Below are 13,265 nucleotides of genomic sequence, written 5' to 3'. Positions count from 1 at the left end.
ATCTAAAACTCTAATAAAAGTAATAAAAAAGTAAAATGGCAGAAATTCTTGACGGACTTAAGGTATCCAAAGAAATAAAAGCTGAAATCAAGGCTGAAGTTGAAAAAATTCTTGAAAACAAGAGAAGGGCACCCCATTTGGTGGCTATTCTTGTAGGAAACAACGGAGCCAGCAAAGCTTATGTAAACAGTAAGGTAAAAGATTGTGAAGAAGTAGGATTCCGTTCTACGCTTTTAAAATTCCCAAGTACTGTTTCGGAATCGGAATTGCTGGAAAAAATTGATGAACTGAACAAGTCTAAAGCAGTTGACGGATTTATCGTTCAATTACCGTTACCCGGCCAGATCGACCAGGAAAAGATCATTTTGGCTATTGATCCCAGAAAGGATGTGGATGGCTTCCATCCTGAGAATTTTGGGAAAATGGCTCTGGAAATGGACACTTTTTTGCCGGCAACACCGTTTGGAATTCTGACGTTACTGGAAAGATATAACATTGAAACCAAAGGAAAAGACTGTGTAATCATAGGAAGAAGTAAAATTGTAGGAAGGCCTATGAGTATCCTGATGGGCCGAAAGGATTTCCCGGGGAATTCTACCGTTACCCTTACCCACTCTTATACCAAAGATATTGAAGAATATACAAAACAGGCTGATATTGTGATTACAGCCTTGGGAGATCCTAACTTCCTGAAAGGAGATATGATCAAAGAAGGAGCTGTAGTGATTGATGTAGGAATTACAAGAGTGGATGATGACTCTGAAAAAGGCTATCATCTTGCAGGTGATGTGGATTTTGACAGCTGTGCAACGAAAGCAGGATGGATCACTCCCGTACCCGGAGGCGTAGGGCCTATGACGAGGGCAATGCTGATGAAAAACACCCTCATTGCCTACAAAACTTCGGTCTATAATGACTAATTACAATGAACAAAGAAGAAGATATTTTATTAAAAGAAGGTAAAATGCTCCCTGTGATGGAGCATTTTTACACTTTACAGGGTGAAGGCGCCCATACCGGAAAAGCAGCTTATTTCATCCGGTTAGGCGGCTGCGATGTTGGTTGCCACTGGTGTGACGTGAAGGAAAGCTGGAATCCGGATCTGCATCCCCTGATGAATGCTGAAGAGATTGCCGATATTGCGGCAAGACACTGCAAAACAATTGTTTTAACAGGCGGCGAGCCATTGATGTGGAATCTGGAAGTCCTGACCTCACGGTTAAAGGAACAGGGATGTACCGTTCATATTGAAACTTCAGGGGCGTACCCTATGAGCGGTCATTTGGACTGGATCACTCTTTCTCCTAAAAAAACAGGCCTTCCCAAGGAAGAAATATATCAAAAGGCTGACGAACTGAAGGTGATTGTGTTCAATAACCATGATTTCATATTTGCTGAAGAGCAGGCCGCCAAGGTTTCTGAAAATTGCAGGCTTTATCTTCAAAGCGAATGGAGCAAGCGTGATGAAATGTATCCTAAAATTACAGATTTCATCCTGACTCACCCGGAGTGGCAGGCCTCTGTTCAGACACATAAATACCTGAATATACCATAAAAATACTTATTTTAGCTATTCGTATCGTTTATAATAGTAATAGATGCAAAGAATTCGATATTCAAGATATTTAAAATCGATTATCATTTTGCTTGACCTGGTGGTTATTGCATCTATTTTCATGTTTTTTTTTATCAGCCGGAATAAAGAGCTGAAATACAGCCCGGAAACCTGGTATCAGAATATTTTCTCTTTACTTTTATTATTTTTATTCTGGATGCTTTTAAGTGGCAGGACAAAAATTTATAACATCCCGAGGAACTTAACTTATACCCTGTTTCTTGAACGTCTTTTAATTCATTTCCTGCTATTTACCATTGGCGTCTTGTTGATTGGAAAGGTAAGTTACAATGCTTTTTTTAATTCAGATACGTACTGGCTTTCCTTTTATTTGTTTTTCTTTATATTTCTTATCAAATCAATCATTTATTTTGGTATTAAATCTTTCCGAAGTCTGGGAGTCAATTACCGGAATGTGATGTTTTTGGGAGAAAACAGCTCAACAGAAATCTTAAGGAACATATTCACCGAAAGGAAGGATTACGGATACAGGATCTTTGATTATAATGAAGCTAATATCAGCATAGAGGATCTGGTAGGTTTTTGGAAGGAGAATGGGATTCACACCCTGTTTCTATCTGCAGAAAATTCATTTGGCGAGAATACCGAAAGTGAGATATTCAGGCTGGCGGAAGCCAATAAAGTACATATTTCATTGATCCCGAGTATTACCCAAAGTGATTTTTTCCTTTATGACCTTGCTTATATACAAACCCAGCCTGTTCTGAACCAGGCAAGATATCCCCTGGATTATTATGCCAATTTTTTAGTGAAAAGAACTACGGATATTGTCTTTTCTGTTTTTGTACTGGTATTCATCTGTTCCTGGCTGTTTCCTATTATTGCCATTCTGATAAAGGCCACCACCAAAGGCCCGGTCTTTTTCCTGCAAAAAAGATATGGTTTTCATGAAGAAATTTTCACCTGTATCAAATTCCGGACGATGGTTGTGAATGAAGAATCTTCTACCAAAACTACCGAAGAGAATGACTCCAGGATCACCAAAATAGGGAAATTCCTCAGGAAAACCAGTCTGGATGAAATGCCGCAGTTTATCAATGTACTCAGAGGCGAGATGTCTGTAGTAGGTCCCCGCCCTCATATGCTGGCTGTTGACAATTATTATAAGCCGAAAATAGGAAGATACAGTCTGAGAAGCATGGTAAACCCGGGAATCACTGGCCTTGCCCAGGTAAACGGATTGAGAGGGGATTTCGGCAATGCCGAAGTGGAAATGAACAAACGCGTTCTGGCGGATTCCTTTTATGTAAGGAACTGGAGTTTTGTCCTGGATCTGGTGATCATTTTAAAAACCGTTTTATTGGTTATAGGCGGAGATAAAAACGCAAAATAAAGAACGCTTTAATAAAAAAAGTTTAATTTTGCTGCATGTTAAAAAAGTTTTTCACAGCTGTAGGAGAATACATTATCCTTCTTGGTAAAGCCATCCAGAAACCTCAGAAAATGAGAGTATTCTGGAAGCTGTTCATGAGAGAAATCAATGATCTTGGTGTCAACTCATTCGGATTAGTTATTTTCACCTCTATATTCGTAGGAGCGGTAGTTGCCATCCAGATGTTTAATAATTTTGATGCTTCTTCATTTCCTATTCCGCCTGCATTTGTGGGATATGCTACAAAAGCCGTATTGATCCTGGAGTTCTCTCCCACTATTATCAGCCTGATCTTAGCCGGCAAAGTGGGCTCATATATTGCTTCAAGTATAGGAACGATGAGGGTTTCTGAACAGATTGATGCATTGGATATCATGGGTGTGAATTCTCCCAATTTTTTAATTCTTCCCAAAATAATTGCCTGTATCATTTTTAATCCCTTGCTTATTGCCATCAGTATTGTATTTGGTATCGCAGGAGGATATGTTGCGGGAATTTTAACCGGAAACTGGACGGAAGCAGATTATATTACGGGTATCCAAATGTATATGCCCAATCTTTTTATTTATTACGCATTCACTAAAACAACTGTTTTTGCCTTCATTATCGCTACGGTTCCTTCTTATTTTGGTTATACCGTAAAGGGAGGCTCACTTGAAGTAGGAAGGGCTAGTACACAGGCCGTGGTTTGGACTATGGTATTCATTATCATTTCCGAATTAATTTTAACCCAATTAATATTAAGCTGATGATTGAGGTAAAAAATCTTAAGAAGAGTTTTGATGACGTTGAAGTACTTAAAGGAATTTCAACCACTTTTGATAAAGGAAAAGTAAACCTGATTATCGGGCAGAGTGGTTCCGGAAAGACTGTTTTTCTTAAAAGCTTATTAAATGTCTATCAGCCATCTTCAGGAGAGATCCTTTTTGACGGACGAGATATCAACATCATGAACAGGGAACAGAAGCAGCATCTGAGATCTGAAATAGGCACTCTATTTCAGGGGAGCGCTTTGTTTGATTCCTTAACGGTGGAAGAGAACATTATGTTTCCGCTGGATATGTTTACCAATCTGACATTCAGGGAAAAGAAAAGAAGGGTTTTTGAGGTAATAGGCAGGGTACACCTGGATAAAGCCAACAGAAAATTTCCGTCTGAAATTTCCGGAGGAATGCAGAAGCGTGTAGCTATTGCAAGAGCTATTGTGAACCATCCCAAATATTTATTCTGTGATGAGCCTAACTCAGGACTGGATCCCTATACATCCAATGTGATTGATGACCTGCTGCTTGAGATCACAAAGGAATACAACACTACAACGATCATCAATACCCATGATATGAATTCAGTAATGACGATAGGTGAAAAAATTGTTTACCTGAGATTAGGCATTAAAGAATGGGAAGGCAACAAAGACATCCTGATCACGGCAGGCAATAAAAACCTCATCGATTTCGTTTATTCATCAGAACTGTTTAAGGAATTGAGAGAATATTTACTGGAAAATAACAAGACCATAGATAATACAATCACAAAATTAGACGACAATGAAAAAGGTACTTAGTATAGCATTAATAAGTTTTTCCATGTTCGCTTCTGCACAAATTTCTCTTGCAGGTAAAGCTAATTTAATTTTTCCTACAGGTTCTCCTTCATGGAAGAATATTAAAGGAACTGTGAACCAAGCTATTGAAGGGGAAGGAAAAAACAATGTAGGATTTAATGCGGGACTTTCGTTAAAAGTAGGACTTCCTGTAGCATTTTATGTAATGCCGGAATTATATTATACTACTTTCAAAAATGAATTCACGGATCCTGTTTCCAATACAACTTTTGATATCAAAAACAACCGTATAGACATGCCTGTCCTGTTGGGTTATAATGTTCTGGGGAATATGTTGGGCATTTTTGTAGGCCCGGTTGCCAGCTATAACCTCAGCAAAGAAGATACTTTCAATGATTTTAAGGAAAATGCCAGGGATAATTTTACTGTAGGTTATCAGTTTGGCGCACAGCTGGAGATCAAAAAGCTGATCGTGAATGCAAGATATGAAGGAGCGTTCAGTAAAGACCAGAGAAATTTCATTAACCGTATATCCGGTGAAGAGATCCGATATGACAACCGTGCCAACTTATTTATGGTAGGTATAGGTTATAAATTCTGATCAAAAGAAAATAACAACTATAAAAAAATCCTCAGTTTAAACCTGAGGATTTTTATTTTGATTGTCCAGTTCTGCCTGACGTTTTGCAATCTCGGCAGCCTGTTTTTCCAATTCTACTTTATCTTTTTGGAGCTGCTTAAATTCTTTTCTTTTCTGCTCTTCTTTAATGGCACTGCCTTTACTTATATATCCCACCATTCCGCCGATAATAAGCCCAAGTCCTACCCCGGCCATCATTCCCATAATATGATTAAGCTTGATTTCTTCCACCGCAAAGTTCGTTGTAAGATAAAAAAGTAATGCTGATACAGCTAAAAGAATAAGTCCGGTAAATGATAAACTCTTCATAATGTTGTGTTTAATAAAATTAAAAAGCCTTATCAAATGTAATAAAAATTTAATAAGGCTTCATCAGGATTAAAATTCTAATAGCTATATTTTTCCACCGGCAGCCTTATAATATTCCAAAGCTTTTGGCAGGTCTTTCTGGATATCTGAAATTCTTGTTTCAGGATTCGGGTGGGTAGATAAAAACTGAGGTGGCCTGCTACTTCCTGCAGAGGCTGCTTCCATTCTGTTCCAGAATGGTATCGCCGCCCTCGGATCATACCCTGCCATACCCATTAAATATAATCCCATTTTATCTGCTTCGGATTCCTGGTTTCTTCCGTATTTCAATAGGGCAACCTGTGATCCTATAGGATATACCTGCTCGAAAATTCCTGCCCATTGAGAATTGGATATGGTGCTTCCCAAAATGGCTCCTCCATATTGTGCTACCATAGCTTGGGAGATCCTTTCGTTTCCGTGGCCTGCCAATGCGTGGGATACTTCATGCCCCATTACTACCGCCAATCCGTTTTCATCTTTGGTTACCGGTAATATTCCGGTGTATACAGCCACTTTTCCGCCAGGCATACACCATGCGTTCAGCTCATTGCTCTGTAAAAGATTAAATTCCCATTTATAATTAGCTAAGTCTGCTGATCTTCCTATACTCTGATAGTATTTTTCGGCAGCACTTTTTATTCTGGTTCCTACATTGGCCACTCTTTTTGCATCCGCTGTTCCGGTAATCACCTTACCTTTGGACAGGGTTGTTTTATATTCCTGTGCAGACATCGTCATGATTTCTGAGTTGTTGGCGAGCTGCAAAGAAGATCTTCCCGTGATCGGGTTTGTGGTACAGGCTGCAACAGACATTACCATTGCTCCTATTCCTAATAGATGTGTTATTTTCATAGTTTAGAGTGTTATTAATTCAACCTTAACAATTTTTATTCCAAAAAATATTCCGGAAGAAGATTTGCATACATTTTGCTATCTAAATTTAATAATTATTAAGGTCATGAAAAAGTATATTTCAATTCTATTTGTTTTTGGATTTTTATTTTTCTTTCAAAGCTGCTCTTCTCAGAGTACAGTGGATTCAAAAACGGTAGATGCATGGGTCAGTTCTCAGGAATTTACCTTCCATGCGCAAAGGGCTAATCCTACCAATTATGATGTGATCAACCTGATGAATTCTATGCCGAATGCCACTTCCACCAGGATGTTGGAGCTGGATGCCAATTATACGGTAGAATTAAGAAGTAATACCCTGGATGTTGTTCTTCCGTATTTCGGCAGATCCTTCAGACCTAATTATAATAATGATAACAGCTATAGATTTGTTTCCAAAGATTTTACAGTGAACAAATCTCAGAATAAAAAAGGGAACTGGGTGGTAAGAATAAAACCCAATGATGTAAAAGATGTTACGGAAATTATCATAGAGGTCTTTAAGAACGGAAAAGCCTTTACTTCAATGAGAAGTACCGATAGGCAGCCAATATCTTATGACGGATATATTTCTATGAACGAAACCAAACTTTAATCCTGATCTTTAGAAAGAAATCTTTCAACAAATAATTTTGCTTCGGTACTGGGATTTGAGATCATGGCCGAGGCATTTTTTTTGTGCTGTATATAAGCCTCTTCTACAGAATTACTCTTTTTCATCACAGATAAAATGTATTCCTGCACCCAATAATCAAATCTTTTTTCTGCCTGCCGGGTCCTGACAGCTTCAAAGCTCCCGGTTTTCTTTTTCAGGCTGATGAACTGATCAATAGTGGTATAGACTTCTTCTAGCCCTTCACTGTGCAATGCAGAACCTAAAAGCACCGGGACTTTCCAGTTTTTTTCCTTCGGCGGGATAAAATCCAGGGCTCTTTTGAGCTCCAGACGGGTATTTTTTGCTTTGTTGAGATTATCCTCTTCCACTTTATTAATAAAAATCACATCCACCATTTCCATGATGCCCCGCTTTATTCCCTGAAGCTCATCTCCGCCACCGATAATTTTCAGGAATAAAAAAACATCGGTAATATCGGCCACCAAAACCTCGGACTGCCCTACTCCCACTGTTTCTATAAGAATATAATCGTATCCTGCGGCTTCACAGATCATCATGGTCTCGAAAGTGGTATTGGCAACCCCGCCTAAGAAACCGGAGCTTGGTGAAGGACGGATAAAGGCATTTTCTTCTCTGGCCAGTTCTTCCATCCGTGTTTTGTCTCCTAAAATACTGCCTTTATTAATGGCTGAGCTTGGATCGATGGCTAATACCGCCACTTTTTTGCCGTCAGAAATAGCCAGCCTTCCGAAATTTTCTATAAATGTAGATTTTCCGGCACCGGGTACGCCAGTTACGCCTACTCTTATGGAATTGCCCGTAAGGGGCATTATTTTTTTCAAAAGTTCTTCTGCCTGCTGCCTGTGCTCTGCTTTTTTACTTTCCACCAGGGTAATAGCTTTTGCGATCAGGCGTTTATTGCCGGATTGTATTCCTTCTATTAGCTCTTCTGTAGAAAATTTCATCGAATCAAAAATAATAATTAAATGTGAGAAAGTAGATGGTGAATAGTCAATTGTGAATAGTGAATTTTACTTCACAAACGAATTTCTAGAAATTGACAAATAAAATGAATTCACAACCTTATGTGTTGTTACTTTTATTTCTTCTAAATTAAAACTACGTTCTCTTTTCTTAATGGCAGGAGGAATTTATTACATTTGTTTTCAATCAAATTTTAAACTCATGAAAAAATTCATTGCTGTAGCCTCATTTACTGCTGTTTTGCTGGCTTCCTGTACACCAAAAGCCACAACTCCTACTGCCTCTGCGGGACCTGCAGTGTCTACAGCTGAACAACTTGCCCAAGGGAAAACTATTTTTGAAAACTCATGCGGTAAATGCCACGAGCTGCCAAAGCCAACGGCCTATACTTCTGTACAATGGGTAGGGATCATGAATTCTATGGCTCCTAAAGCAAAACTGACAGAGGAGCAACACCAGTGGGTTTATGATTATGTTGTTTCTGTAAAGAAGTAATTTAACAGATTGGTTTAAAGCCAGTCAAAGCACCTCAATACGGTTTAGATTGACTTCGTCGAACTACTTCGTTAGGTTTCTACGGAATGACAATACTAAATTATTCTTGTTCTGGGTATGGTGTAAGTGGATGAATTAAGCTTACATGAGATTCCTCCTTCACAGGAATGGCAGTCGGGGATGCTTAATTAAAATTTATCTTTAATCTATTTTCTCCCGCAGATTGGGCGGATTTAACTGATGATTATGTTTTAAAGTTTGTATAGTCTGATTAATTTGTAAGGGTTTTTATTTATTTTGTATTCAGCTTTTGTTGTTATGATGAATAAAAGGCCGGTTTTTCTCTTCATCAGGTTTTTTGAGAGTGTTCTACTTCAAGTCTATTCCCAAACCAGGTTTGCCGGATAGTATTATTTTCCCGTTCTCCACAAAATTTCCGGTGGCATAATCATTGGAAATAAGATTGGCTCCATCCAGGTCTGCATAATCTGTAAGGCCTGTCAGGACGCATCCGGCAGATATTCCTACAGACGATTCTGTCATGCATCCGACCATGATCTTATAGCCTAGTTCCTTTGCTTTACGGATCATTTGTAAAGCCGGTGTTAGGCCTCCGCATTTCATCAGTTTTATATTGATGCTTTTATAGTAAGGGATCAACTCATCCAGTGATTCTATATTCTGGCAATCTTCATCTGCCATCCAGTTGGCAAAACGGTCTTTTCTTAAAATCCGATATTGGTCGATTGGCCTTGGCTGTTCCAGATACAGGAATTTCTGAATACCCGCATTTTCCTGCAACCAGATACAGTCTTCATCCGTAAAACTCGCATTGGAATCCAACGCGATATTCCTATCGGAAAGTAAAAGCTTTTCAACATTGTTTTTATCTAATCCTTTGCATTTTACTTTAAATTTATTCCATAGGCTTTCTTCAATTTTCCGGATCTGTTCATCAATAGTGTCTACGGAAATGGTTATTGAGCTTTCCGTCAAATGTTCGGCAGGAAGCCGATTAAGCTCAATAAAACTTTTATTCTCCAGTTTTCCAAACAGATCCCAATACGCACAGTCTAAAGCGGAGAGTAAAAAAGGATGCAGATTCAAGCTCAAAAGAAACTGAAAAAATTCTTTCGGGTGGACGATTTTGTGAGCTTCAATTGCTGATTGGATTTCCTTTAATTTTAAGACAAAGTTTTGAAGACTGATGTGATAATAATCTATCTCTACACATTCCCCGTATCCTTTGCTGTCCAGATAAGATAATTCTACGAGCAACGCCTGTCTTTTATCATAGTTTCCGTAAGCAATGGAAAATGTTTCTTTTAGTTGGAGCTGTTTTATTATAAAATTGATCTTCATATTCTAGCTTATCCAGTGATCAAACGATTTTATTTCTGTCCATTTCCCATTGATTTTTTTATAAATTGCAGTATACCCGTTCGCGTTTAAATAACCACAGGAGATCGAGTTTTGAACAATACACATTGTTTTATCTTTGTTAAAAAAGGGCACAGAAAAACTACGAATACATTTTCTTCCATATTTTTTCTCAAATTCGGTCCAAAAATCATCACCTTTATTATGATCTAATTTGTGAAGTTCCTCATCTGTAGCATACTGTAATTTTTGATTAATTCTGGTTTTATCAAATCCAAAACCTAAAATTATTTTTTCCTGATTCCTATAATAAGCAGAATCCTTTTGAGAGAAAATCGAGTCATATTTTAAGGTTATTCCAATTGGTTTTGGTTCATCACTCTCATTTTCATAAAGATAAACCCTTCTTAGTGTAGTAATATATAGGAACTTATCCATTGCATAGGTTGAAGAATCACTCTCAATCAATTGATTCAAAACTTCATATCTTAAATCCAAATCTGTATCTTTTTGAAGAATTTTGATCTGAGGCTCTGCCTTTTTACACGAAATAATTATCAATAAGATTAAAAAAATAAAGTGTTTCATAGATTAAAGCTACAAAAAAGGAGACTTATTTCGTCCCCTTCTTTTTTTTATTTTTCTTTTTCGGCATTTTATCTTTCACAAACTTCTCTCTGGCTTCCAGGAAATCGGTCATGTTCTTATTATAGCTAAATTTTCCAGCTTCCTTTATTTGCTCCAGAGCCTTATCATATTCTCTTCTTTTTTCAAACAGAAGAGATTTCCAATACAGGATATTCGCTTTATCTATTCCTTTTATTTTCAAAGCAAACTCTATTAATTTTTCCGCTTCTTCATAATCTTCATTATTTAAAAGGCAGTGAATATAATATTTGGGAGTACTGATGTTATTAATATTACTCTGCATAGCTTCTTCGAAATAGGTCTTTGCCGTTTCATAGTCATTCAGAATTTCAGTATGCAGTCTCCCCATCAGGCATAGGCTGTCCGCATCTTCAGGATCATAGGACAACGCATAGTTCAATGCTTCCAGGCATTGTGGAAGGCTGTATGGGTAGTTGTCCAAAGCCTCAAAGTAGTATTTATTTTTAGTTAAGGTCATTTTTATAATTTTTAAGTTCATTTTTCAGGATACTTCTTTGTTTTTTGAAAGATTTATCCTTATTATTCTTTTTAAAATCTGTCCCGGTAAATGTCCGGACAGGGTTTCCTCTCTGTACCTGCAGGTGATTGTTCCACGTTTCCTGCATCTTATTTTCCAGCTGCTGAATATGCAACCCCATTATTTTTTCTTTTAAGCGAATAATGGAAAGCTTTTTATTCTCCAGTTGTGAACGTGAATCCTGCACAAAAACGCTTTGTCCCGTTGGTACATGGGTTGCCCGAACAGCTGTATTTACTTTATTTACATTCTGTCCTCCGCTTCCCTGGCTTCTCGTGGTCTGAAACTGAATCTCTTTTTCATTAAAGTGTATTTCCTCCAGTCCCTCCAGCTCAAAAACACCAATATACCAATTGCTTCTTTTATGCAGCTTTCTGAACGTGCTTTTTCCAGTCCAGCAGATACTTCCCAACCATCCTTTTAAAAATTGAGATAGGTCTTTTCCTTTTAAAAGCAGGGTTACGGATTTCAGGGTCAGGTTTTCATCCCCGTTTTCTCTATGGATGATCCCGTATTCTATTTTTTCCTGTTTTGCTTCCTCAAGGAAAGCCTTCAGAACTTTGGCAACCACCCACTGGCATTCCAAAGGCCCTCTTCCTGAGGTAATTTGTATGATTTTTTCCATTTTTTTTCGTTGACTGTTGATCGTTAATAGTTGTCAGCATGAAGTAATCTATCAACTGACAACTCTCAACTATTAACCAAATTACTTATCCATTCTCACGATCCTTGGCTGAAAGGTTCCGAGGATATCCACCAGTTCGCTTTGTGCATTCATGACTTCATTAATGTCTTTATAAGCCATCGGGGCTTCTTCGGCATTTCCACCCATCAGGATAACATTTTTAAGCTTCAATTCTTTTTTGATGTCATTCTGAGTGAAAAGGCTTCTGCATTCTCCTCTTGAATACGCTCTCCCTGCACCATGTGAAGCGGAATTCAATGATTCAGGATTTCCTTTACCGCGGACGATAAATCCTTTTGCCGTCATGGATCCGGGAATCATCCCCAATTCGTTTTCATTGGCGGGAGTGGCCCCTTTCCTGTGAACGATCACTTCTTTCCCGTTATGGATCTCTTTCCATGCAAAGTTGTGATGGTTTTCGATCCTTGCTTTCACTCTTCCTCCAACGGCTTTCACCAGCCTCCTGTGGATATCATCATGACAGGCCGAAGCGTAATCTCCTGCTAAATTCATTGCTGTCCAATATTCTAATCCAAGGTGAGTGTTCAGATCCAGCCACGCAAAGTTTTGTGCTTCTTTGGGCAAAGGACATTGCTCCATTGCTACCCTGGAGTAGTATTGGGCAATTTCCGCTCCTAATCCACGGGAACCGCTGTGTGAAAGGATTCCCAGGTATTTCCCTTTTGGAAGCCCGATCTGGACATCCTCTTCCGTAATTTCCACTTCCCCGAATTCCACAAAATGGTTTCCGCCACCGGAAGTTCCCATCTGCTTAATGGCTTTTCCTTTGAGTCTTCTCAAAATCGGGATCAGATCGAATGTATCTCTGTCAAAAATTTCATGTTCCCCATGAGATTTATGCGTTTCGTACATCCCGAATTTGGTATGCTCCGCGAGTGCTTTTTCATATTTATCTTTTGCACCGTCCAGGTATGAAATTGGGGTATCCAAAATACTGAGACTCATTCTGCAGCCGATATCCATTCCCACTCCATAAGGGATCACGGCATTTTCCACGGCAAGAACCCCGCCGATCGGAAGTCCGTAACCACTATGGGCATCGGGCATTAAAGCACCCTGAACCGACACCGGCAATTTTAAAGCGGTGTATAACTGGTTCTTCGCTTCTTCTGAAATATTGTTCCCGAAAACCTGAAAAGAAGCACGCTGTGTATTCAGCATTCTTTTTTCTGTTTTCTTTGACGAAAGCAGTGCTTCCGCAATCTGCCCAAAGGCCAGGTCTTTTTCAAAGTTTTCCGGACTCATCAGTATTTCTTTTAAAAGAGATTTGACATGATGAATATTTTTAGTGGCAAAATTCCTTTTCATGACCTCCAAAGCAATGTTTACACTCTGATTGTTCGGATAGCCCAGTTTTAATATATCTTTTCCTTTAAGTTTTAAATTTCCCATTGTTTTTGTTTTAGATATGAGATGTCAGATGCCAGATATTAGATTTTTAGCA

General features: G+C 38.5%; 16 protein-coding genes. 8 read left to right on the top strand and 8 right to left on the bottom strand.

Annotated elements, in window-relative coordinates:
* Positions 1-35: 35 nt before the first annotated feature.
* Genes HNP38_RS16175 through HNP38_RS16150 form a run of 6 tightly spaced genes read left to right on the top strand, consistent with a single transcriptional unit; the run spans position 36 to position 5,173 of the window.
* On the top strand, positions 36-920 hold the full coding sequence (locus HNP38_RS16175; protein WP_184191423.1) for a bifunctional 5,10-methylenetetrahydrofolate dehydrogenase/5,10-methenyltetrahydrofolate cyclohydrolase: 885 nt from the start codon (positions 36-38) through the stop codon (positions 918-920).
* Between the two features lie 5 nt (positions 921-925).
* Positions 926-1,555: a 7-carboxy-7-deazaguanine synthase QueE gene (locus HNP38_RS16170; RefSeq protein WP_184191421.1), complete on the top strand. Its 630-nt coding sequence runs from the start codon at positions 926-928 to the stop codon at positions 1,553-1,555.
* A 43-nt stretch (positions 1,556-1,598) separates the two neighbouring features.
* Positions 1,599-2,969: an exopolysaccharide biosynthesis polyprenyl glycosylphosphotransferase gene (locus tag HNP38_RS16165; protein ID WP_184191419.1), complete on the top strand. Its 1,371-nt coding sequence runs from the start codon at positions 1,599-1,601 to the stop codon at positions 2,967-2,969.
* Between the two features lie 35 nt (positions 2,970-3,004).
* Complete coding sequence (locus tag HNP38_RS16160; RefSeq protein ID WP_184191416.1) at positions 3,005-3,757, top strand: MlaE family ABC transporter permease; 753 nt, start codon at positions 3,005-3,007, stop codon at positions 3,755-3,757.
* On the top strand, positions 3,757-4,572 hold the full coding sequence (locus tag HNP38_RS16155; protein WP_184191414.1) for an ABC transporter ATP-binding protein: 816 nt from the start codon (positions 3,757-3,759) through the stop codon (positions 4,570-4,572). The genes HNP38_RS16160 and HNP38_RS16155 overlap by 1 nt, the downstream gene beginning before the upstream one ends.
* Positions 4,556-5,173 (top strand): outer membrane beta-barrel protein, encoded by a 618-nt coding sequence (locus HNP38_RS16150; protein WP_184191412.1) that lies wholly within the window; start codon positions 4,556-4,558, stop codon positions 5,171-5,173. Before HNP38_RS16155 ends, HNP38_RS16150 begins: the two co-directional genes overlap by 17 nt.
* A gap of 36 nt (positions 5,174-5,209) precedes the next feature.
* Here HNP38_RS16150 and HNP38_RS16145 read toward each other — a convergent pair whose 3' ends face one another.
* Both HNP38_RS16145 and HNP38_RS16140 read right to left on the bottom strand, forming a co-directional pair.
* The gene (locus HNP38_RS16145; protein WP_184191410.1) at positions 5,210-5,521 is read right to left on the bottom strand and encodes a hypothetical protein; all 312 of its coding nucleotides are present in this window, start codon (positions 5,519-5,521) and stop codon (positions 5,210-5,212) included.
* A gap of 84 nt (positions 5,522-5,605) precedes the next feature.
* Positions 5,606-6,415: a M48 family metallopeptidase gene (locus HNP38_RS16140; RefSeq protein WP_184191407.1), complete on the bottom strand. Its 810-nt coding sequence runs from the start codon at positions 6,413-6,415 to the stop codon at positions 5,606-5,608.
* Between the two features lie 106 nt (positions 6,416-6,521).
* Between HNP38_RS16140 and HNP38_RS16135 the strand changes: the two genes are divergently transcribed.
* Positions 6,522-7,049, top strand: coding sequence for a DUF4251 domain-containing protein (locus tag HNP38_RS16135; protein ID WP_184191405.1), 528 nt, complete (start codon positions 6,522-6,524; stop codon positions 7,047-7,049).
* Here the strand turns inward: HNP38_RS16135 and meaB are convergent.
* Positions 7,046-8,035, bottom strand: coding sequence for a methylmalonyl Co-A mutase-associated GTPase MeaB (gene meaB, locus HNP38_RS16130; protein ID WP_184191403.1), 990 nt, complete (start codon positions 8,033-8,035; stop codon positions 7,046-7,048). The genes HNP38_RS16135 and meaB overlap by 4 nt on opposite strands.
* A gap of 220 nt (positions 8,036-8,255) precedes the next feature.
* Between meaB and HNP38_RS16125 the strand changes: the two genes are divergently transcribed.
* The gene (locus HNP38_RS16125) at positions 8,256-8,549 is read left to right on the top strand and encodes a cytochrome C (protein ID WP_184191401.1); all 294 of its coding nucleotides are present in this window, start codon (positions 8,256-8,258) and stop codon (positions 8,547-8,549) included.
* Between the two features lie 369 nt (positions 8,550-8,918).
* On the opposite strand, the gene HNP38_RS16120 is transcribed toward HNP38_RS16125, so the two are convergent.
* The 5 genes from HNP38_RS16120 to HNP38_RS16100 all read right to left on the bottom strand — a co-directional run bounded on the left by HNP38_RS16120 (position 8,919) and on the right by HNP38_RS16100 (position 13,213).
* Positions 8,919-9,911, bottom strand: a complete 993-nt coding sequence (locus tag HNP38_RS16120; protein WP_184191399.1) for an enolase C-terminal domain-like protein — start codon at positions 9,909-9,911, stop codon at positions 8,919-8,921.
* A gap of 3 nt (positions 9,912-9,914) precedes the next feature.
* Positions 9,915-10,517 (bottom strand): hypothetical protein, encoded by a 603-nt coding sequence (locus HNP38_RS16115; protein WP_184191397.1) that lies wholly within the window; start codon positions 10,515-10,517, stop codon positions 9,915-9,917.
* 25 nt (positions 10,518-10,542) lie between these two features.
* On the bottom strand, positions 10,543-11,055 hold the full coding sequence (locus HNP38_RS16110; RefSeq protein WP_184191394.1) for a tetratricopeptide repeat protein: 513 nt from the start codon (positions 11,053-11,055) through the stop codon (positions 10,543-10,545).
* Positions 11,042-11,740: a peptide chain release factor H gene (prfH, locus tag HNP38_RS16105; RefSeq protein ID WP_184191392.1), complete on the bottom strand. Its 699-nt coding sequence runs from the start codon at positions 11,738-11,740 to the stop codon at positions 11,042-11,044. Before prfH ends, HNP38_RS16110 begins: the two co-directional genes overlap by 14 nt.
* Positions 11,741-11,821: 81 nt before the next feature.
* Positions 11,822-13,213 (bottom strand): RtcB family protein, encoded by a 1,392-nt coding sequence (locus tag HNP38_RS16100; protein WP_184191390.1) that lies wholly within the window; start codon positions 13,211-13,213, stop codon positions 11,822-11,824.
* Positions 13,214-13,265: the final 52 nt, after the last annotated feature.

The sequence above is a fragment of the Chryseobacterium defluvii genome, from assembly GCF_014204415.1.
GTDB classification, from domain to species: domain Bacteria; phylum Bacteroidota; class Bacteroidia; order Flavobacteriales; family Weeksellaceae; genus Chryseobacterium; species Chryseobacterium defluvii_A.
This window is presented reverse-complemented; position numbering and strand designations above follow the sequence as displayed.